This is a genomic window from Halodesulfurarchaeum sp. (assembly GCF_036626455.1).
Lineage (GTDB): Archaea > Halobacteriota > Halobacteria > Halobacteriales > Halobacteriaceae > Halodesulfurarchaeum.
This window is the reverse complement of sequence record NZ_JAZKRK010000006.1, coordinates 24,596-43,551: the sequence shown is the minus strand read 5'-3', so window position 1 is coordinate 43,551 and position 18,956 is coordinate 24,596. Positions and strand designations below refer to the sequence as shown.

The 18,956-nt window shown below is 55.4% G+C and carries 21 protein-coding genes and 1 tRNA gene; 12 read left to right on the top strand and 10 right to left on the bottom strand.

Features of this window, described 5'->3' with window-relative positions; all coding sequences use genetic code 11:
* Positions 1-91: 91 nt before the first annotated feature.
* The 4 genes from V5A26_RS03420 to V5A26_RS03405 all read left to right on the top strand — a co-directional run bounded on the left by V5A26_RS03420 (position 92) and on the right by V5A26_RS03405 (position 3,807).
* The gene (locus V5A26_RS03420; RefSeq protein WP_332321152.1) at positions 92-994 is read left to right on the top strand and encodes an ABC transporter ATP-binding protein; all 903 of its coding nucleotides are present in this window, start codon (positions 92-94) and stop codon (positions 992-994) included.
* A gap of 12 nt (positions 995-1,006) precedes the next feature.
* Complete coding sequence (sufB, locus tag V5A26_RS03415) at positions 1,007-2,434, top strand: Fe-S cluster assembly protein SufB (protein ID WP_332321151.1); 1,428 nt, start codon at positions 1,007-1,009, stop codon at positions 2,432-2,434.
* Positions 2,431-3,648, top strand: coding sequence for a Fe-S cluster assembly protein SufD (gene sufD, locus V5A26_RS03410; protein WP_332321150.1), 1,218 nt, complete (start codon positions 2,431-2,433; stop codon positions 3,646-3,648). Before sufB ends, sufD begins: the two co-directional genes overlap by 4 nt.
* 57 nt (positions 3,649-3,705) lie before the next feature.
* Positions 3,706-3,807 (top strand) — tRNA-Gln (locus V5A26_RS03405).
* Between the two features lie 374 nt (positions 3,808-4,181).
* Here the strand turns inward: V5A26_RS03405 and V5A26_RS03400 are convergent.
* Together V5A26_RS03400 and V5A26_RS03395 are read right to left on the bottom strand one after the other, a co-directional pair.
* Positions 4,182-5,294, bottom strand: a complete 1,113-nt coding sequence (locus tag V5A26_RS03400; protein ID WP_332321149.1) for a glycosyltransferase family 4 protein — start codon at positions 5,292-5,294, stop codon at positions 4,182-4,184.
* Between the two features lie 48 nt (positions 5,295-5,342).
* Entirely contained in the window at positions 5,343-6,212 is an 870-nt protein-coding gene (locus V5A26_RS03395; RefSeq protein ID WP_442908746.1) for a sulfatase-like hydrolase/transferase, read from the bottom strand.
* An 88-nt stretch (positions 6,213-6,300) separates the two neighbouring features.
* Between V5A26_RS03395 and V5A26_RS03390 the strand changes: the two genes are divergently transcribed.
* From V5A26_RS03390 to V5A26_RS03355, 8 genes are all read left to right on the top strand, one after another.
* A complete protein-coding gene (locus V5A26_RS03390; RefSeq protein WP_332321147.1) occupies positions 6,301-8,271 on the top strand; it encodes an aldo/keto reductase in 1,971 nt (656 codons plus the stop codon).
* 94 nt (positions 8,272-8,365) lie between these two features.
* Positions 8,366-8,752 carry a DUF7475 family protein gene (locus V5A26_RS03385; RefSeq protein WP_332321146.1) on the top strand — a complete coding sequence of 129 codons (387 nt, stop codon included), beginning with the start codon at positions 8,366-8,368 and terminating at the stop codon, positions 8,750-8,752.
* Positions 8,753-8,899: 147 nt separating this feature from the next.
* On the top strand, positions 8,900-9,670 hold the full coding sequence (locus V5A26_RS03380) for a CDP-alcohol phosphatidyltransferase family protein (protein ID WP_332321145.1): 771 nt from the start codon (positions 8,900-8,902) through the stop codon (positions 9,668-9,670).
* Positions 9,671-9,696: 26 nt separating this feature from the next.
* Entirely contained in the window at positions 9,697-10,164 is a 468-nt protein-coding gene (locus V5A26_RS03375; RefSeq protein ID WP_332321144.1) for a metal-dependent hydrolase, read from the top strand.
* Between the two features lie 70 nt (positions 10,165-10,234).
* Positions 10,235-10,780, top strand: coding sequence for a phosphatase PAP2 family protein (locus V5A26_RS03370; RefSeq protein WP_332322217.1), 546 nt, complete (start codon positions 10,235-10,237; stop codon positions 10,778-10,780).
* 289 nt (positions 10,781-11,069) lie between these two features.
* Complete coding sequence (locus tag V5A26_RS03365) at positions 11,070-12,080, top strand: zinc-dependent alcohol dehydrogenase (protein WP_332321142.1); 1,011 nt, start codon at positions 11,070-11,072, stop codon at positions 12,078-12,080.
* An 85-nt stretch (positions 12,081-12,165) separates the two neighbouring features.
* A complete protein-coding gene (locus V5A26_RS03360; protein WP_332321141.1) occupies positions 12,166-12,561 on the top strand; it encodes a 6-pyruvoyl trahydropterin synthase family protein in 396 nt (131 codons plus the stop codon).
* Positions 12,558-13,409, top strand: coding sequence for an SAM-dependent methyltransferase (locus V5A26_RS03355; protein ID WP_332321140.1), 852 nt, complete (start codon positions 12,558-12,560; stop codon positions 13,407-13,409). Before V5A26_RS03360 ends, V5A26_RS03355 begins: the two co-directional genes overlap by 4 nt.
* A 457-nt stretch (positions 13,410-13,866) precedes the next feature.
* Here V5A26_RS03355 and V5A26_RS03350 read toward each other — a convergent pair whose 3' ends face one another.
* From V5A26_RS03350 to gvpG, 8 genes are all read right to left on the bottom strand, one after another.
* Complete coding sequence (locus V5A26_RS03350) at positions 13,867-14,385, bottom strand: PadR family transcriptional regulator (protein ID WP_332321139.1); 519 nt, start codon at positions 14,383-14,385, stop codon at positions 13,867-13,869.
* 143 nt (positions 14,386-14,528) lie between these two features.
* Positions 14,529-16,067: a bacterio-opsin activator domain-containing protein gene (locus V5A26_RS03345; RefSeq protein ID WP_332322216.1), complete on the bottom strand. Its 1,539-nt coding sequence runs from the start codon at positions 16,065-16,067 to the stop codon at positions 14,529-14,531.
* An 11-nt stretch (positions 16,068-16,078) separates the two neighbouring features.
* On the bottom strand, positions 16,079-16,366 hold the full coding sequence (gene gvpM, locus V5A26_RS03340) for a gas vesicle protein GvpM (protein WP_332321137.1): 288 nt from the start codon (positions 16,364-16,366) through the stop codon (positions 16,079-16,081).
* A 9-nt stretch (positions 16,367-16,375) separates the two neighbouring features.
* Positions 16,376-17,161: a gas vesicle protein GvpL gene (gene gvpL / locus V5A26_RS03335; protein WP_332321136.1), complete on the bottom strand. Its 786-nt coding sequence runs from the start codon at positions 17,159-17,161 to the stop codon at positions 16,376-16,378.
* Positions 17,154-17,492, bottom strand: coding sequence for a gas vesicle protein K (locus tag V5A26_RS03330; protein ID WP_332321135.1), 339 nt, complete (start codon positions 17,490-17,492; stop codon positions 17,154-17,156). The genes gvpL and V5A26_RS03330 overlap by 8 nt, the downstream gene beginning before the upstream one ends.
* Positions 17,493-17,495: 3 nt before the next feature.
* The gene (gene gvpJ, locus V5A26_RS03325; RefSeq protein WP_442908743.1) at positions 17,496-17,792 is read right to left on the bottom strand and encodes a gas vesicle protein GvpJ; all 297 of its coding nucleotides are present in this window, start codon (positions 17,790-17,792) and stop codon (positions 17,496-17,498) included.
* 384 nt (positions 17,793-18,176) lie between these two features.
* Complete coding sequence (gene gvpH, locus V5A26_RS03320; RefSeq protein WP_332321133.1) at positions 18,177-18,707, bottom strand: gas vesicle protein GvpH; 531 nt, start codon at positions 18,705-18,707, stop codon at positions 18,177-18,179.
* A complete protein-coding gene (gene gvpG / locus V5A26_RS03315) occupies positions 18,704-18,955 on the bottom strand; it encodes a gas vesicle protein GvpG (protein ID WP_332321132.1) in 252 nt (83 codons plus the stop codon). Before gvpG ends, gvpH begins: the two co-directional genes overlap by 4 nt.
* Between the last annotated feature and the right edge of the window lies 1 nt (position 18,956).

Below are 18,956 nucleotides of genomic sequence, written 5' to 3'. Positions count from 1 at the left end.
AGCGTTGGGTATTCTCAGGTGAAACGCCTGTTGGCCGCCGGATGCGCAAGCATTAAACGTTTCTCAGCCGTTATTTAGGATGACCTAATCGATGGCGACACTCGAATTACAGAACGTTCACGCGACTGTGACAGAAGAGGACGAAATGATCCTCAAGGGCGTCGATCTCGAGGTTTCCTCGAACGAGATCCACGCCCTCATGGGGCCCAATGGGAGCGGCAAATCGACAACGGCGAAGGTCATTGCTGGCCACCCTGAATACACCGTTACCGAGGGCGATATTCTCCTTCATCTTGAGGAGGATGACTTCGACGACATCGAGATTCCGCCTGATAAACGAACATGGAGTCTCTTAGATCTCGATCCCCACGAGCGAGCGGCCCTCGGGATCTACCTGGGTTTCCAGTATCCCGTCGAAATCGAAGGGGTAACCCTCTCGAATTTCCTCCGGACGGCACTCAATGCCAAACTCGAGGAACGTGAAGCACTCATTTTGGATGAAGACGAGGATGAAACGGACGAAGACGAGGGATACGAGTCCGACCCGAGAGCGGGCCCAGAGGACGAAGGCCCTGTCAGCGTCGAGGAGTTCCACAACCTTCTTGAAGAGAAAATGGACCTTCTGGACATGGACACGTCCTTTGCCCGCCGATATCTCAACGTCGGGTTCTCCGGCGGCGAGAAAAAGCAAAACGAAGTGTTGCAGGCAGCCCTTCTCGAACCGGCAGTCGCCGTCCTGGACGAGATCGACTCCGGGCTGGACATTGATCGACTCCAAGACGTCTCCGACGGCATCAATGCGCTTCGTGACGAACAGGGTACGGGTGTCCTGCAGATCACCCACTACCAGCGGATTCTCGATTACGTCGAGCCAGATATGGTCCACATCATGCTCGACGGCGAGATCGTGAAAGAAGGCGACGCCGACCTTGCGAAGGATCTTGAAGAGCACGGCTACGACTGGGTCCGCGATCAGGTGTACGGGGCGGCCTAAGGTGAACCCAACATGAGTTCAGATCAAAATCTGGAAAACGCCGACACGGAGAAGCGCTTCGAGTTCAAGAAGGAGCAATCCTCGGCCTTCGAATCAGAGATCGGACTGAACGAGGAGACCGTTCGAGTCATCTCCGATGACAAGGACGAACCGGAATGGATGCTCGAGCGTCGCCTGAAGGCACTCGAGCACTATCAGAATATGCCGATGCCGACGGATTGGCCGGGCCAACCCGACCTCTCGGGTCTGGATGTCGAGAAGATCATCCCGTACATCCGGCCTGATGTCGAGACCCGTGGCGAAGCGGAAAACTGGGAAGACCTCCCCGACGAGATTCAAGATACCTTTGACAAACTCGGGATTCCGGAAGCGGAGAAAGACGCTCTCTCGGGAGTCGGTGCGCAGTACGAGTCCGAGGTCGTCTACCAGAATATGAAAGAACAGTGGCAGGAGAAAGGGGTCATCTTTATGAATATGGACCGGGCCGTCCAGGAGCACCCGGACATCGTGAAGGAGTACTTCATGCGGAAGGCTGTTCCCCCGAGTGACAACAAGTTCGCGGCGCTCCACGGAGCGGTTTGGTCCGGCGGCTCGTTCGTCTACATCCCGGAGGACGTCTCAGTCGATATGCCGGTCCAGGCTTACTTCCGAATGAACTCGGAAGGGATGGGCCAGTTCGAGCACACGCTCATCGTGGCCGAACCCGGCTCGGAAGTCCACTACATTGAGGGCTGTTCGGCACCGCAGTACGCGACCCACAACCTTCACTCGGGCGCTGTCGAGGTGTTCGTGAAAGAGGACGCTCACGTCCAGTATTCGACCGTGCAGAACTGGTCGAAGAACACCTACAACCTCAACACGAAACGCGCTCTCGTCGACGGAAACGGGACCATGGAGTGGATTTCAGGGAGCATGGGCTCAAAAGTAACCATGCTGTACCCCTGTTCGGTCCTCAAAGGAGAAGGGGCGACTGACACACACATTACAATCGCATTCGCCGGTGAAGGCCAGGACATCGACACTGGTGCCAAGGTGTACCACACGGCCCCCAACACCAAGTCCACTATCGAGTCAAAATCGATCAGTAAGGACGGTGGCCGGACGAATTATCGCGGACTGGTGCACATCGGGAACGGTGCCGAAAACTCCTCGACGAGCGTGGAGTGCGACGCCCTGATGTTCGACAACGAATCCACGTCGGACACCATGCCGTACATGGAGATCAACGAGTCCAAAGTGGACGTCGCACACGAGGCGACTGTCGGCAAGATCGGCGACGAGGACGTCTTCTACCTCCAATCCCGCGGCCTGGACGATGATGACGCCAAGAAGATGATCGTCGCTGGCTTCATCGAGCCGATCACCGAAGAACTGCCACTTGAGTACGCCGTCGAACTGAATCGACTGATCGAACTCGAAATGGAGGGGAGCCTCGGATGACGACAACGGCACAGTTCCGGGAAGCGGTCGACCGTGGGACGGTCAGGGCACTTGCAGACCAGTTCGACGAACCTGATTGGATGGTTCAGAAACGGCTGGAAGCCCTCGAAGCGGTCGAAGCACTCGACTTCCCGCCAGTCATCCAGACCCCAGGTCGGAAGTGGACCGACCTCGAGAGCCTCGACTTTGAAGCACTCGTAGACCCACTCTCACAACCGGCCGAATCACAGCGGAGTGGGGGCGACGCGGTCGAGGTCCTTTCGATGGACGCGGCACTCGAGCGCCTGCCGGCACTCGTACAGGAGTATTACGGGTCAGTTATCGACACACTCGACAACAGGCTGATCGCGCTTGCAACCGCGCTTCGGTCCGGTGGGACAGTCATTCACGTCCCCGAAGGAGTCGATGCAGGGACGGTGAAGATTGAGACGGCAATGGAAGGGCGTTCGCGACTGGGTTACACACTTGTTGTGGCCGAACCGAACAGCTCCGTCACGGTCGCCGATCGACGTTCCTCCAGCGATGAAGTCGAAGACTCCCGATATTACGGCGGCGTCACTGAGGTCGTCGCCGAAGAGAACGCGACAGTGAACTACGGGTCACTTCAGGAGTTCGACGACCACACATACGCATACACCAAGTCGCAGGGGACAGCCGACACGTATGCAACCGTCAACTGGTTGGAGGGCAATCTCGGCTCACAGCTTCGTAAGTCAGAGATCGGGACCACCTTGGCTGGTGACGGTTCAGAAACGAAGACTGTCGGTGCGTTCTTCGGTCGTGAGGACCAGCACTTCGATCTCGATGCGAGAGTCTGGCATCGAGGCGAACATACCACCGCAGATCTCGTCACCAGGGGCGTGGTCGATGACCAGGCACGGTCGGTCTACGAAGGAACCCAGGACGTGGGTCAGGATGCGTGGGACACGAGTTCCTACCAGCGAGAGAACACGCTGATGCTCTCAGACCGGAGCGAGGCCGACGCCTCGCCGAAACTGATCATCAACAACCACGATACGGAAGCCTCACACTCGGCGACAGTGGGGCAAGTGAACCACCGAGACCTCTTCTACATGACCTCCAGTGGGGTTCCCGAAGAGACTGCTCGAAACATGCTTGTCGAGGGCTTTTTCGTTCCAGTCCTCGAGGAGATGGACGTCGAAGCCCTTCGAAACGACTTCGAGGTGGGCGTGACCGAACGGCTCGATACGTAACTGTCCCCGAGCCGAAGCCGTCACACATTTATCCGACTCAGTCAAAGTCCCGGGTGAAGTCCCGTGGTGTAGTGGCCAATCATATGGGCCTTTGGACTGTCGTGGAATTCCGCGGTGGGAAGACAGCCCATGACGGCGGTTCGAATCCGCCCGGGACTACTAAAACTTCTTATAAATCCCTCGGTAGGTGCATTTTGCCAATTCGGTTGTTTCAGCCTCGCTTACGATCGGTCCCAAACCCGGTAATGTAACATTTATAAATAAAGTCAGGGTAGCATTTTCCGGACCTGGGTCAGATGGGAGTCCGGCTCGACGGAGGGTGCCACAGTTGTCTTAGTTACGGCTGGAGCCGGTGCACGGGGTCCGTTCTGACGGAGGCCGTGTTTGGACCGAGGCGCGGAATTGGGAACGGGACGACGAGAAGTGTTTTATCCCGAAACGAATCCTTCCTGCACCGCATTACGGGATATGAGATGGTCACTGGCGCCCATAATAACGATCCCTATTACCCCTAAATCGCTGCTACCGCCGGCCTACCGGTCCAGCGTTCGATTTGCGTGTGTTCTGATTTTCGATTTGAAACGCTCGCGATCGAACCGATCTCGGGGTACTGATGGTCGATCGTCTCGCTCTAGACTCGTTTCGATGGTGTCGACGGCCGCTGCTATCGAATCGAACAACCGATCGGAGCGTCCATTGAGAATCTCCCGCTGGCCGCCCCCGTCTGGTGCGAATGCGATCATTCCTGCTTCGACGTACTCCGCAACTGACATGCCGAAGTGCTCGTTACTTTTGAGGTTCAGTCCGTACCGATGCGTTCGCAGCAGCGCTTCAAGTCGCTCGCGTGAGACATCCCGCTCAAGCGTAACATGTGCGCGGCGGTCAGCTTCCGTTGTGACACGCTCGACGTACGGCCGGTAGAGTCGCGGTGCTGATCCGACGATATGAAGGTGGACATCCTGGCCCCGATCACGGAGACGATCGACGATAGTAATCGCCTCCAGAACACGTTTGTCGGGGGCGATCCGTCCGAGGATAATGATCCCATTTTCGCGCTGTTCCCAATTGAGACCTCCATCGATAGAGTCGACTGGCGGATGTAGAACAGTTGGACGGACGTCGTAAATCTCCTCAACGGTGTCCGCGGTCCACGCGGAGTTTGCCAAAAGTGTCGTGTTCTGAAGCGTTTCCCGTTCGGGCCCGGCGATCCAACTCCATAGCTGGTTCAGCCGGCCGTGGGTTGCATGTTCGAGATTTCGGAGATGGAATTGGGGATAATGAACGTACTGGAGGGACGGAACCGGAAGCGAAATCTCGTTTGCGGTACTTACCGTGAGGTCAAACGAGTCGGCGTGGAACATGAAGTACTGACCGACGAGAACGCTTCGGAAGGCAAGTTGAGGGCCGAATGTCGGGCCTAACCGGGAGAGTGTCTTCGCTATCCACGGATTTGCGAGCGGTGTCCGCACCACGATGTCGGCCACGTCCGCCTCAAACCGATCGGCAAGGTCGGTGGGAGCTGTTTCTCCAAGGGTGAACAGCGTGACGTCGTGTTCTGTCAAGAGCGCCTCACAGGTCGCCAGGCATACTGCATCTGCCCCACCCTGAAAGTCGAGTGTATTGTGGACCACTGCGACCTGTGCCATCTAATCAACCTTTCAGCGGGACTGAAATATATTGTCGGCTTTCACAAATCAGCGATAACCGAGCGCTTCAAGTCGAGCCTGGTCACCTTCGGCCCCGTAGACGTGGCTCACCGGGAGTGGCTCGGGGGGTTCGAGTTTTGTCGAATGCAGCTGACGGTCTTCGCCAGTTGTCTCAGCCCACGGAACGGTCAAGACCTCCGGAAGCGGCGTGTTCATCGGGTGACCGTACAATCCCCACTCCCCAAAGAGATTCCCGTGATCGGCAGTTATTGCGACCTGGCCCGCGATGTTCTCCACCAACGTTTCAACCGCATTCAGGACATACCGAACCGTGGCCTCGTATGATTTCCACACCCTTTCAGTCGTGATATCGCCGTTTCGGAGTGCAACCCATGGGTTCGCCTGATTGCTATTAGTACTGTTTCGGACCATGCCATCGTCGACTGGGAGGGGATCTGGGACGAAGGGGTGATGGGGTTGCATGTAGTGGGCGATCAGCCGATCCGGGTTGTGATTTCGGGCCATTGATATCGCCCGATCGGTGACGGCCCACGCCGGGACCGTCCCAAGCTCCTCGTCCCAGGCGTACTTCCAGACTTCGTCTAAACTGGCGAAGGCGTCGGCGTCGACGTATCGATCAGTCCAGGTATTGCCAGTAACCATCACCGTCCGGGATGTCTCCGGATGGCCTGGAAACGTGTTCTCGAGCCACTCCGAAGAGGAACTCCCGACCGACCGCATCGTCTCGACATCATCGAACAGGTCCGTTTCGGGGACGACCGATTGGAGGAGATCCGCACGACAGGCGTCGAGAACGACGAGAACGTCCCAGTCGCGTTCGAAAACGTTCGTCCCGTAGTCGATACGCCGGCCCATCGCCTGCAGCCCCCGGAGAAAGGCGGCCCCGAGCCGGCTCATTCCCGGTTCAGTCACGGTCACGGTTCGTCCTCCGGGGACAAAATGCCATCGCCGGGACGCCTATGTGGGTTCCGCTTGGCGTATGGTCATGGACTGTCTGTTCGTCGGGGCTGGGGCGATCGCCTCGGAGTACGCCGCCAGTCTTCAGTCGACGAGACTCTCGCTCGCAGGTGTCTGTGACATCGACGGTGAGCGAGCCGAAACACTCGGGGCTGCATACGATTGCCCTTCGTTTACCGACCTGGAAACGGCTCTCGCACACATCGACGCTCCGATCGTGGTGAACCTGACGAGTCACGCCGCCCACGCCGACGTAACCCGAACCGCCCTGGAGGCCAACCGTCACGTCTACTCCCAGAAACCCCTCGCGCTCAAGGCCGATACCGCGGGCAAACTGCTGGCTTTGGCACGCGACAGGAACCTCGCGTTAGGCGTTGCCCCGGAGAACCCGCAGGGGCCATCTCAGCGCCGGGCGGCACGGATCCTCGCGTCCGGGCGGTTGGGGCCTGTCCAACTTGGGTATGCGCATGCACACGTCGGTCGAGTCACCGACTGGCACGAGCGACCTGACTCGTTTCTGGATATCGGTCCACTCTACGACGGGGCCGTCTACCCGCTGACTCTGCTCGTCTCGTGGTTCGGTCCCGTCGAAACCGTCCGCATCGCAGACGCACTCGATGTCTGGCCCAACCGTGAAGCCCAACGTCCAGCCGCTTCGAGCCACGTCGAGGCGACACTTGCCTTCGAATCGGGTCCGGTAGTCCGTCTGACAGCCAGTTTTTACGCCCCACATCGGAGTCGAGAGTTCTACGGACTAGAACTCCACGGTGACGACGGATCGCTTTACCTTGAGGGCACCGGTGCAATGGATACAGCCATCGATAACGTCAAATTCGGGCGCAACGGCCACGAGTACACCCCAGTTCCGCCTCAATCGCCGACATCATCGATCGAGTATGCCGACGCGGTCGAACGACTCGCCCAAAGCGTCGCGGATGGGGCGCCCTCGCGAGCAACCGGACGGCGAGGTGCTCACGTGGTCGCCATCTGCAACGGTATCGAGGACGCCACCGAAAACCGTGGCCCGGTCGAGGTTTCCAGGTATAATACATCAGCAGACCCCTTTCCTCACCCAGTTGTCGAACCCGGGGCCCTCGATGGATCGTCGGATCGAATGGCAATTCGACTCCCACCGATCGGTTTCGGCTGTTCGAGATTTCGCGATGGTGAGTACGTGGATCGACGGGAATCCATTGCGACGGCCTTGGATGCGGGCTATCGCCTGCTCGACAGCGCCGAACTCTATGGCAATGAACATCGGATCGGAAAGCTACTGGCCGCTCCAGGAGCACCAGACCCGGAGGCAGTCTTCATCCTCGGAAAGGTCTGGCGGACCAACCATCGATGGGAGCAGATGCTCGAGGCCGCAGAACGCAGTCTCGAAGAACTCGGCATCGACGCCTTCGACAGCTATGCACTCCACTGGCCCGAAGCGTGGGTCCACCGTGGACAACTGAACCGGTTGGCCGATCACCCTGTCGAGCGACAGGAGGCGCTGACGTTCCCCGAAGACGACGAGGGAAACATCCAAACGGCTGCCATTTCGCTCGAAACGGCCTGGGAGAACCTCGAGGCGATTGCGGATCGGGGGCTTACGCGCACGCTCACCGTCTCGAACGTTACTACCCCTCAACTGGAACGGATACTCGAAACGGCCCGTGTTCGGCCGTCGATCGTCCAGATCGAACGACACCCATACAGGCCCCAAAATGACCTCGTTTCGCTCTGTCACGAGGAGGGAATTAGGGTGGTCGCGCACTCCCCGCTGTCTGCACCCGGTCTGCTGGATGAACCGACCCTTCGTGATATCGGGGACCGCTATGGACTCTCGCCGGCCGGGGTTGTTCTCGCGTGGAACGTCACGCACCATGTGGTGCCTATCCCCTCAAGCACGACACGGTCCCATATCGTCTCGAATCTGGCCGCAGCGAAGACCCGGCTCGGACCCGAGGAGATCAAGCGCATCGATTCACTCCGAAAAACCAATTTCGAGCGGTAAACGGTGACGTTCCGGGCTTCGCCGATGGTTCGATTTTGCGGTAAGTCGGGCCGACGACACCACACCTTTGTAGCACTTTCCCAAAGTGTGTTCCATGCCAACAAACAAGAATGAGGGGGTGAGACTACGGACCCACTCCCTCGATGGGATACACTGGATCGGGATCGTCGCGGCCCTTGTCACCGCTGGAATCCATCTCTTTCTTGGGGTTAGGATGGTCCCGTCTGGGATGGGAATCAGTTTCGTCCTTGCCGGACTGGGCTTTTTGGGTGCGATTGCGCTCGTCCTGATTGCGTACCGCCGCCGGACGGTGTACGCTGTCGGAATCCCATTCGTCCTCGTTCAATTCGTGCTGTGGTTCGTCATCAATTTTGCGACCGGCCCAAAGAGCTTCCCGGCGGACATTGGGACGCTTGGGGCGATCGACAAGATCGCACAGCTCGTGCTCCTCGCCGTCCTTGTGGCGCTGTTGCGTTCTTGAATGGTGGGCTCCATTGGTAGGTGTTCAGGGCAACTCCCGAGACAGCTTCCCAAATGGAGTCGTGGAAGGGGCCCACTGGTGAACGAAAACGCTTGATCTTGACGGCCAATCGGAATGGTAACAACATGTGGGCGAGATGTGTAGACGATGGGACAACGCCCTAATCTGTCCCTCTCCGTCGGCATGCAGATTGGGCTTCCGCTGTTAGGCGCACTTGCACTCACAGTGGTACTCCGGGGACTATATCCACTTGACGGGGTCAACACCTGGATCCTCGACCCGGCGGTCGTCGCGGGGATCGTTTTGGCGGGCCAACTGTGGTACGTCAGTTATCGTCTCGTCCCGTCCCGGACCGCTGAGGGGTCACTGGCCGGATTATTCGGGCTGGCGAACACGTTGACATTGGTTCGAGGCGTGCTCTATGCAATCGTGGCTGGATTTGTGGTCGTTCCGCCCAATACGCGCCTCGCGGTGGTGCCAGCTGTAGCGTACGGGAGCGGGATCATCCTCGACAAACTCGACGGGATAGTCGCACGGTCCGTGGGGCAGGAGACGAATCTGGGGGAAGGGCTTGATATGACGCTTGATACCTTCGGTTTCGTCGCTGCACCGCTGGTTGCAGTGCTCTGGGGGCAGCTGCCGGTCTGGTATCTCGCCCTCTCAGCAGCTAGATACGTCTATCGTGGCGGCATCAGTTGGCGACGTCGCCGGGGGAAACCGGTGTTCGATCCGCCCGATAGCGACCTGGGAAAATACTTGGCCGGCATGCAGATGGTGTTTCTCACTATAGCCCTCACACCGGCCGCGCCGACGGAGTTGGTCTGGACAGTTGCTCCGTTCGTCCTGACACCCTCGCTTTTGGTGTTCGCCCGGGATTTTCTGGTCGTTACTGGTCGGATGTCAGGCCAGGAGCAGTAAAGTGAGTCCAGACTCATCATTTATTCATGCTCTTCCCGACGCATCTTCTCGTTGGCGCCCTGCTAGGACGGCTTTCTCGACTGACGATTCCGGGGGTGGTAGTTGGCGCGGCGATTCCGGACGTGGTCGACAAACCCCTTGCAATTGTCGGGGCAGTCGATCTTTATCACTCGGCCGGTCACTCGATTCTGCTGGTGGCTGTCTTCGTGCCCATTGCGCTTTACAGCACTGCCGGTCTTGCAGTGACGGTCGGGTGGGGGTCACACCTCACTCTCGACGCGCTGCACGTGGTCCTCAACGGACGGCCGTCGGACCTCTTATCGCTGGCCTGGCCGGTCGCGACTCCGCCCGATCCACTTGCAATTCCGCCGGGATCCTTTGTCACCTATTACGTCGGTTCACTGTCGTTTTTCCTTGAAGCCGGCCTGTGGCTACTGGTGGGAATCGTTGTTTTCGTAACATGGCTTTCCAACTCGCTTTTCATTTGTAACTGACTCCCACTCGGATCGGAGTCCTTCCCGGCAGAGATTCCATATATCCCCCGACAGTAGACACGCGTATCACATGGACCACCTACTTCAGGAACTCGTGCAGTTTGTGTTGCGGATCGACGCCATGGCTGTCGATATCGTCGTCGAACTTCGAAGGCCACTATTCACGAAAGTGATGAACTCGGTGACCGGGCTCGGGTCGGCATCGGCCGGGTTGGTATTTCTCGGACTGTTCTATTTGGCTGACTGGCACCGAGAGTTCAAACTCACACTGGCCGCGCTGATACTCAGCGGTGTCATCGTCGGATCGCTGATGCTCCTCGTTCAGCGACCGTATCCGCCGCAACCGGTTTGTCTGACTGGCGGTGCCGAGACGATCGCCCACTCGTTTCCGTCCGGCCACGCGGCAGCCGTTTCCGTCTACGCGATGGTCGCACACCGGTCAAAGATCCTCCCGTTTGTAATCACGACGTCGGCCGCTATATTGATCGCGTTCTCGCGATTTTATCTCGGCACGCATTACCTTTCGGACACAGTGTTCGGTGTCTTGATCGGGATCGGAGCGGTCCTTGTCGCTGAACGAATGCTTGATTCAGATCGGCTCCCCATCTCCTACTGAACGGTCCCACCTTCCGGGGTCTCTCTCGGACAGGTAGTGTAACAGCCCGAAATGTGATTAGGAACCCCGGCTCATATTGACATGGTGAAACAGTGAAACAGTTCGCGCTGGAGCATTTCGATGAGTTCGGGCCTCGGTTCCTCAACCCGTTCTCTGGAGCGAAAAGAGATGGTCGGTCCCTGCTGAGCTCGCTGTTCGCTGACTTCGCGGAGTCGAAAACGGCCCACGAACAGTATCGAGCGAACGGCGCGCGGAGACCCCGGGCAACCAAACCGCAAGTTGATAGCTAATGCATCGGGAGTCGCTTTACTTCACCGCACCTGAAACGATCGACCTGCGCGAGACGGCCACGACGTACTCCGCCGATGAGATACTCGTTGAGACACAGGTTTCCGCAATTAGTGGCGGCACGGAGATGCTTATTTATCGCGGTGAGGCTCCGAATGATCTTCCTGCTGATGAGACCCTCGATGCGTTGAATGGCGATCTTTCGTTTCCCTTGCGGTACGGGTACGCTGCTGTCGGCGAGGTTATCGAGACTGGTTCGGCTATCGAAGACAAGTGGCTGGGAGAACGGGTGCTGGCGTTCAACCCCCACGAAACGTACTTCAGTGCAGCGCCGTCAGATGTCATTTCGGTACCAGAAGAGGTCGAAGCCGGCGAAATGGCACTGTATCCGACCGTCGAGACGGCAACCACCCTCGTCCTCGACGGAAAGCCACAGATCGGTGAACGGGTTGCGATCTTTGGTGCGGGCGTCATCGGTCTCTGTACGGTTGGGCTCCTTGCTACGTTCCCGCTGTCAGAACTGCTCGTGATCGAACCGCTGGCGGAGCGTCGGAAACGGGCACGGGAACTGGGTGCAGATAGGGTGGTAGCACCGAGCGAACTCTCGGAGACCCGATGGGACGATGCGACCGGCCCGAGCGGCGCGGATCTACTCTTCGAACTGTCAGGCCACCCGCCAGCGCTCGACCAGGCACTTAATCTTGCAGGCTACGATAGCCGTCTTGTTGTTGGATCCTGGTATGGGACCAAGCCAACCACCCTCGATCTCGGCGGGGATTTCCATCGGGACCGGATTTCGATACAATCCAGTCAGGTGAGTACACTCGCACCATCACTTCGCGGTCGCTGGACGTTTGATCGCCGGTCAGCGGTAACCCTCCAGAATCTGAAGGAGCTACCTGTTGATTCGCTCGTCACGCATCGGATCCCGTTCGAAAACGCGGCCAAGGGGTATCGACTTATTGAAGACCACCCCGAAGATACACTCCAGGTGCTGCTTACCTACCAATGAGATTCCTCGATGCCGACATGAAGCGGATGCGATCATTTTCACAAACAACCGCTTGGGATACTGCTACTGAAACGGACACAAACTCATGACAGTCAATACCTACGAACTGACCGTCAGTCGTACATTCATCGCACAACACTTCCTCACGGTGCCTGAACCCGGTTCAGAGGGGGACGTCCATAGCCATGACTTCACGGTCGAAGTTCGTTTTGCTGGCCCTGAACTTGGAGAGTATGGCTATTTGGTGAACATCGACGACGTCGAGTCGATCCTCGATGATCTCGAGGACCGCTATCAAGATGCGTTACTCAACGACCTTCCGGAGTTCGAGGGGGTAAATCCGAGCGTCGAGCATTTCGCCCGATTGTTTGGGGACCGCGTCGAGCAAGCGTTGACTGATCCGAACCCAGATCACCTCCGAATTCGGATGTGGGAAGACGATGTCTCTTGGGCCGGCCACTTACGACGGCTCGATGGATGAATCACACTGAGACCCGATATCTGGAATCCAAACGGTCACTGGACAATCGTGCGCGGTCGCTTCGAGTTCGGGACCGTCTGTTGTCCGCTCTCGGGCCGGACCCTCGTATTGTTGACCTCGGTTGTGGGACGGGAACGATTGTTTCGAAGTTGCTGGAATGGGGAATCGACGCGGGCACATATCGGGGTATCGACAACGATTGCGGGGTCGTCGAGTTCGGCCGTGCGGTGCGACCGGCAGAATTTCGCCGGGCGGGCTATACGGTCACAGAACAAGAGTGTGGATTTACTGTCGAGAACCTCTCGGTCACCTATGATACCGGCGATGCGATGACGATGCTCGAGGACATGGATGGTATCGACCTGCTCGTTGCTCAGGCCTTTGCCGATCTCGTTCCGGTTTCGACGTTACTCTCGCGTGTCGAGTCAGCGCTGACCCCCGGTGGGCTTGCATACCTCCCGATCACCTTTGACGCTGGAACGATTTTCCAGCCCGATCATCCAGCAGATCGGGCCGTCGAACAAGCGTATCACGCGGCGATCGACTTGGAACCCGGACGGGATGTTCAGGCCGGTCGGCACCTCGCTGACGCCTGTCGTCGTCGGGCCGGCGACTTGCTTGCAATGGCAGGGTCTGACTGGGTCCTCCGCCCAGACGGAGACACATATCCCGCCGATGAGGCGTATTTTTTGGCGTCCATCCTTGGGTTCGTCGAGACCGTCCTGGTGGATTCCGAGGTAGCGGAGGCTGAAGACTGGATTGAGACCCGACGGGAGCAATTGGCTGCTGGAGAACTGACCTACGTTGCCCATCAGTACGATCTCCTCTATCAGACGTCTCAGTCATGATTTGACTCGGCTACTTCGCTCTCCAGGGTTCCCAGTACAGTCATCGCCTGGGATTCTCGTCTGTTGCTAACCGATCCATCTTCTGCCTACGGCAACATGCAACAACAAAGGACGATCACCCGGGATCAAGGAGAAGAATAAGACTAGGTGAATACGAAAAGTAGCGAACATTGGAGCCAGATGGCCAGTGGCTGTAGCCGAAACACAGTATAGCGTAGCATTGAGCGACGTGTGTCTGTATGGGCGTCAACTGCTGAGTTCGAGGCCCATATTTTATGTCGGGGTCCCTTCAACGGCGTTGTAAATGACTCGATCGATGTAAAATCTCTCTTACGATTCCCAATTTCCGGACTTTGTACATTTTAACAAGATTTACGGAACTAATTTACACCATCGCTTGCCGAGGCCTCAATTTTCAAACCGGCCATTCGAAAGACCTAATTTCGGTATTCCTCACTCAGAGGCATGAATTGGCAACGTTGAAGACGATAGATAGCCTGATAAGGTTGCTAACTCTTTTTTCCAGTCGATCGTGAACTTCATCCCTATCGGAAAGTTTAAACTCTTTTATTTTGACTCCTTCATGCATCGTCAGCACTCCGTCATCTTCGAGGGCGTGAAGATGTGGATAGAGTGTCCCAGGGCTTATTTCGTATCCGATTGAAAACAGGTCGGACCGCAATGTCTTCCCACAAGCACCCTCCCGGGTAGCGATCAAGACAAGTAAAAGGTCGTCAAGATGCGTTTTGAGAATCTCATCATGTATGCAACCCTTTGTGAGATATGAAACTATTGCGTTCGACTGATTGTATTGATTGTTGCCCAAGAGGGTCTCCTCGGTATTTTGCATATCAAATTGAGTGTCAGGATCCCCTATTCGAGCAAGTTCGGAATTTTTGAATGCGAGTATGTTCTCAGTCCCCCCGTTATCTGCATCAAGTAAATCTGAAAGGGCAGACTCTTTTTCAGAGTCCATACCATATTATGATAATAGTTAACAGGATTTATTTTTGTTGGTTTAAAAATTAAGTTGGCGTGCCAACAACTACGGCACAAACGGTCTATAATTATGAAATAAAATATATACTTCAGTGGTTTTAAAATTCGATCTTCAGTAGGTTACTTGCCGAACACTGTATTGGCGAACTTTCGTTGAATCGTCCTGATGTGTTGATAAAACGCCTGAGATGTTATGTCAAGAATTCTGGCGATTTCCTCTCCTTTTTTTGCCCGCGGAGACTCAAAGTATCCGGCATGATAGGCCGTTTGGAAAACCTCGAGTTGTCGTTCTGTCAGTTTGTCCTTAAATGATATTCGATCACTTACTATCTCCTTTTCGTTCTCTAACGGTCGTTTTGATACTAGTTGAGTTGTTGGAAAGTGCTCATCCAAGGATGATTTAATCGATGGGACAATGTCGATATCCGGAACAGTGGCCACGACCCGACACGAAGATTGCTCTGTCGTAATCTCTGCCACCATCCCACCCCACTTTGAGACCACCGTTCCGAGAAACGGCTCGGATATACTGATACGGGCGGAAATCTTGTTGGCGCCCCGTTGGCGGAGAATATCAATCGTATGTATAGAATCAATGTGAGCGGGAAGATCTCTAACAGTCTCTGGATCAACATCGTAAATAGTGATAAAAATCTTTGTATTGCTCTCCCGTTCTATGTGTTTCTCGAATCTAATTTGACCTTCTAAGATATCTGCCATCCTGGAAAACAGGCATTCATGGTCTGAGATCCGAAACGTGAGTTCCACTGATTGGGCAGCAATGAGGGCCTGCTTTCGTTTGAGATCGCCAATCACTTCAGCAGGTGTTTCTGCATTGATAAAATCTCTTGAAGCTTTTTGGAATTGTTGGGAGGATCGCACTCGGTCTTTGAAATGTGGAACCTCGTTTCCAAACACCAGTAATCTCGTGTTGCCATTTCTGACAAACGGAACTGCAGCCCACACGAAAGTCCGTTGGATGCCGTCCAGTCCGAGAAGTGTGTTCGTTCCTGGTCCAATTGGCACCCCTTCAAGAAGTCGATTCAATCGATCACGAACCGATTCTTCATCTTCAGGATGAACAAGTTCCATGATACCCTGCCCTCGCAAATCACTAGGTTTCTCCACTCCAACCAGTTCTGCAGCCGGATCGTTCATCTTACGAATTTGCCAGTCACCGTCAATGGTAAAAATTGGGAATGGAGCCTCCGTAATCAGCCGGTCCTGACTGGCAAGATGGTGTTGAATTCTTCTCTGTAACCGTTTTTGTTTGGTAATCTCTAACTGCACGATTTTCACTAACTGTTCGCCACCTGCTCCCAAAGATCCGACCGCCAGGCGGAACCACCGAATCCCACTTTCGGTATCGAATGAATATTGAGATTCGAATGTTTCTTGGCCGCCCGAAAGTATTTCGCTGATCCCCTTCCGAATTTCATTGGCGTGTCGACCGTCTAGATCCCCAAGAACAGCGAGTAAATCGGTTTTTGGGGAAATCGCATCCATCCATATCGGATTGCTATTCGGGCACGACTGCCAGTTGTCGTCTGTTGCGACAATCGTACCGCTACCGTTCATGATCGCTATCTGGATTGGAAGATCGAACGTGTCGAGAAATCCGTCATTGAGCAATCCCAGATCGACGCTAGATGATTTCATTCTACCGATTGTTAATCTTCCCTTGGACGGAGCTGATGTTTCTTTGACTCCATATTACCCGTGGTTTTATTTCGGTCCCGCTGTGTTTTTGGTCGCTTTCGAACTGCTGTGTCGAATTCCCGCAAGAGACCGTACTCGGTCATGGTTGCCATTCCGGCGATAGCGGCTTGGAGGTTAATGCCGATCAACGGCACGTCGGCGACGGTTACGACCACATCGGCCTGCAACACCGCCCCTTCACGAAGTAGCACATCTACCAGTTCAACGAGCGCATGGTCCTGATTCTTCTCCGGTTGCATAGTCACTCCTTATTCGAATTCCGGTGTGAATCCGTAGGGAGGCCACGGTCCAGTGAATCGGATTGTCACTCCATCGATCGCAGCGACATCGTCGAGTCTTTCGCCGAGCGCCTGCTCGTCGTCCCTATGAGTGAGTACCCCTAATCGGGTCACTCGATTACGTTCCTCTTTGTGGCTCTCCGTAATGAGGGATCCACTGTCATCCATTTCGAAGTAATTCACCGCGATTGGTTCTACCGCGTTGATCAGGGTTTTAACAAGCTCGCTTTTCCGCTCCTGTCTTCGCTCGCGCAATCGTTGATCGTACTGTTTCTCGATCATGTAACTTTTACCTGCGGTAGCTTCCTCCTTCCGACGAGCGAGATGCTTTAGTCTTCCGTCTTCCTCAGTTACCGTCGATTCGAACGCCCCGTCGTCCCAAAGTAAGTGAACTCGGTATTCCCAGTGTCCGGCAAGAGAGTTGAGGTGTTCAATGATTTCTTGGTGATGAGTGGAGACCCAGTCCTCTACAGCCGCCATCCCTCCCTCAAACACTGTGTCGAATTGTAATGGCAGCGGCGTTCCATACGTTTCTCCAGCAGAATCTACGACCGACTGATGATCAAGCAACCACTGCTGAATTTGATCCAAATTATCCGAGTCATACAATCCGTCGGTAGTGTGTGTGACTATTCCGACCCCGCCCACATCAACAACCTCGACTGGTTCGCCATTCATCCCGGTATCGTTTATTGATAGATCGCAATCATCGGAAGTATCGACGAGACAGTACACGTATTGATCGTTTTCAGTCATTGATGGGATCCTCCCGTATTCCGCTTCGCTGGCGCCTTCCACCTGACGTTTCGAGGTCTCGAACAGCGTCATCAATTAAGGAATCCAGATCACCGCGGAGATCATCAACTTGCTCCTCGACGCCTTCTTCTTCTTTCAGTCGGTCAATCTCTTCCCACAGTGATTTGATGGTTCGGCCGAGGCGTTCAATCTCTTCGTCGGTCAGTTCGCCAGATTCCATCCGTCGGATAGCTTCTTTCTCCATCGCTTCTGCAAGCAGTTCGACCACCGTCAAGACCAGCCCTACCAGCCCCGAATGGGCACCGTTAGTGTCCTCAACAGCGAGTTCCATTGCTCAGTCACCTTCGTTTGTATCTGATAGGGGTCTGGCTGGCCTCGTTTCGTCGTCCTCAAGAGGTTCGACGTCAGCTTCCTTCTGAACCCGTTTCATATTCGTTCCCGCGGGGAACTCCAGACCATACTTCGCGGCTGTCTCGAATGAGGCGAGCGCCGCTCGGAGTTGCACCCCCAGCAATTCAGTGTCGCCGACTGTCACGACGATATCGGCGTTTATGACGACCCCTTTGTCGAGCAGTGTTTCCACCAATTCGGCAAGGTCTCCCTGTGTTCGTGTCGGTTTTGGATCGCTCATGACGTCTCACCGCTATCCATTTCGTCTTCCTTATGGGCGTCACTTGAGAATGGATCCGTACCTTCGCCGGCTTCCCGGAGTTTGGTCCCGTATAACCGCTTTTCCACTGGTGATCTGGAGTGTTTGGGTTTTTTTGGAACCGTGGAATTAGAGTTTCGAGCTGCGTTCTCAGCGTTCGATTTTTGGTCTGGAACCGTCGACCGGGCCGTAGGGTTTGCTTCATCTTTCTGCTCTTGGTCTCGGTTTTCAGCCGACTTTTTTCGATTTTCCCGGCGACGGCGTGCTAATTTCTTCCGTTGCTGGAGCAATTTTTGTCGTGCCTTCTTACGGTTCGCCGATGCTTTTCGAATTGCACGAGCCTGTTTGCGGTCCCGCTTGTCGTTTTTACGAGTCATGGTTTTTCTCCATGGTAACCTCCAAAATTTTATTGGTGAAACTGACATCCACCAAAGTGGTTTCGTCCCAGTTGAGAGGGACGGACTCGACGACTTCGTCCTCGACGGTCAGTTCCAGCAGATTCCCGTCGTCTGTAACGGAGACGTCAATGTCCCTCTCTGCGGTCCCAGGTAGGTCGGCGAAGACGCGAATCTTGTCACCGGTCTCGTCCACTCGGATAACGTAGCTCTTGTCGGCCGATTCTGGTTCAAAGCGGATCGTTTTCGGGGGCTCCTTTCCCCGATGATCGTCTTCGGTAAAATCGTCTGAGAATTCGCTGAGGCCGATAGAGACATCGTAACGATAATCGACACTTCTCCAGTTCTGATCGATGTGACCTTCCCCTTTCCGATGTCCACCTTCTGCCTCAATTTTCGAAAGAGATCCGAAGATCGTTCGAAGGGCGTCTAGCAGGCCATCAACCCCGTTGTTCGTTCCGGAACGATCCATTCCATTGGGGTCGTCATCGAAAGGTATCATCGTTTCACCTCGATCCGGCCATTCATTTGTTTCTGAATCGACTCGGCTATCTTGAGTTCGGACTCGAGTTCAGCCTTCTGCTGTTCGTACTCTGCTTTTGTCCGCTCGCCAAGTTCGTACAAGAGCTGATTTTCCTTGAGGTCGTCTTGAATGGATTCGATATCATACATCTCTTTGAGCGCGAGGGTCTGGAGGGTTTCCAAGATGGAGATGAATGGTCGAATTAGAAGGTCGTCGACCAGTAGCATA

Bases quoted from the DNA above. Each gene is read 5' to 3' on its own strand.
- V5A26_RS03420 (WP_332321152.1), top strand. From the start codon at position 92: ATGGCGACACTCGAATTACAGAACGTTCACGCGACTGTGACAGAAGAG.
- sufB (WP_332321151.1), top strand. From the start codon at position 1,007: ATGAGTTCAGATCAAAATCTGGAAAACGCCGACACGGAGAAGCGCTTC.
- sufD (WP_332321150.1), top strand. From the start codon at position 2,431: ATGACGACAACGGCACAGTTCCGGGAAGCGGTCGACCGTGGGACGGTC.
- V5A26_RS03400 (WP_332321149.1), bottom strand. From the start codon at position 5,294: ATGGCACAGGTCGCAGTGGTCCACAATACACTCGACTTTCAGGGTGGG.
- V5A26_RS03395 (WP_442908746.1), bottom strand. From the start codon at position 6,212: ATGAGCCGGCTCGGGGCCGCCTTTCTCCGGGGGCTGCAGGCGATGGGC.
- V5A26_RS03390 (WP_332321147.1), top strand. From the start codon at position 6,301: ATGGACTGTCTGTTCGTCGGGGCTGGGGCGATCGCCTCGGAGTACGCC.
- V5A26_RS03385 (WP_332321146.1), top strand. From the start codon at position 8,366: ATGCCAACAAACAAGAATGAGGGGGTGAGACTACGGACCCACTCCCTC.
- V5A26_RS03380 (WP_332321145.1), top strand. From the start codon at position 8,900: ATGGGACAACGCCCTAATCTGTCCCTCTCCGTCGGCATGCAGATTGGG.
- V5A26_RS03375 (WP_332321144.1), top strand. From the start codon at position 9,697: ATGCTCTTCCCGACGCATCTTCTCGTTGGCGCCCTGCTAGGACGGCTT.
- V5A26_RS03370 (WP_332322217.1), top strand. From the start codon at position 10,235: ATGGACCACCTACTTCAGGAACTCGTGCAGTTTGTGTTGCGGATCGAC.
- V5A26_RS03365 (WP_332321142.1), top strand. From the start codon at position 11,070: ATGCATCGGGAGTCGCTTTACTTCACCGCACCTGAAACGATCGACCTG.
- V5A26_RS03360 (WP_332321141.1), top strand. From the start codon at position 12,166: ATGACAGTCAATACCTACGAACTGACCGTCAGTCGTACATTCATCGCA.
- V5A26_RS03355 (WP_332321140.1), top strand. From the start codon at position 12,558: ATGAATCACACTGAGACCCGATATCTGGAATCCAAACGGTCACTGGAC.
- V5A26_RS03350 (WP_332321139.1), bottom strand. From the start codon at position 14,385: ATGGACTCTGAAAAAGAGTCTGCCCTTTCAGATTTACTTGATGCAGAT.
- V5A26_RS03345 (WP_332322216.1), bottom strand. From the start codon at position 16,067: ATGAAATCATCTAGCGTCGATCTGGGATTGCTCAATGACGGATTTCTC.
- gvpM (WP_332321137.1), bottom strand. From the start codon at position 16,366: ATGCAACCGGAGAAGAATCAGGACCATGCGCTCGTTGAACTGGTAGAT.
- gvpL (WP_332321136.1), bottom strand. From the start codon at position 17,161: ATGACTGAAAACGATCAATACGTGTACTGTCTCGTCGATACTTCCGAT.
- V5A26_RS03330 (WP_332321135.1), bottom strand. From the start codon at position 17,492: ATGGAACTCGCTGTTGAGGACACTAACGGTGCCCATTCGGGGCTGGTA.
- gvpJ (WP_442908743.1), bottom strand. From the start codon at position 17,792: ATGAGCGATCCAAAACCGACACGAACACAGGGAGACCTTGCCGAATTG.
- gvpH (WP_332321133.1), bottom strand. From the start codon at position 18,707: ATGATACCTTTCGATGACGACCCCAATGGAATGGATCGTTCCGGAACG.
- gvpG (WP_332321132.1), bottom strand. From the start codon at position 18,955: ATGCTACTGGTCGACGACCTTCTAATTCGACCATTCATCTCCATCTTG.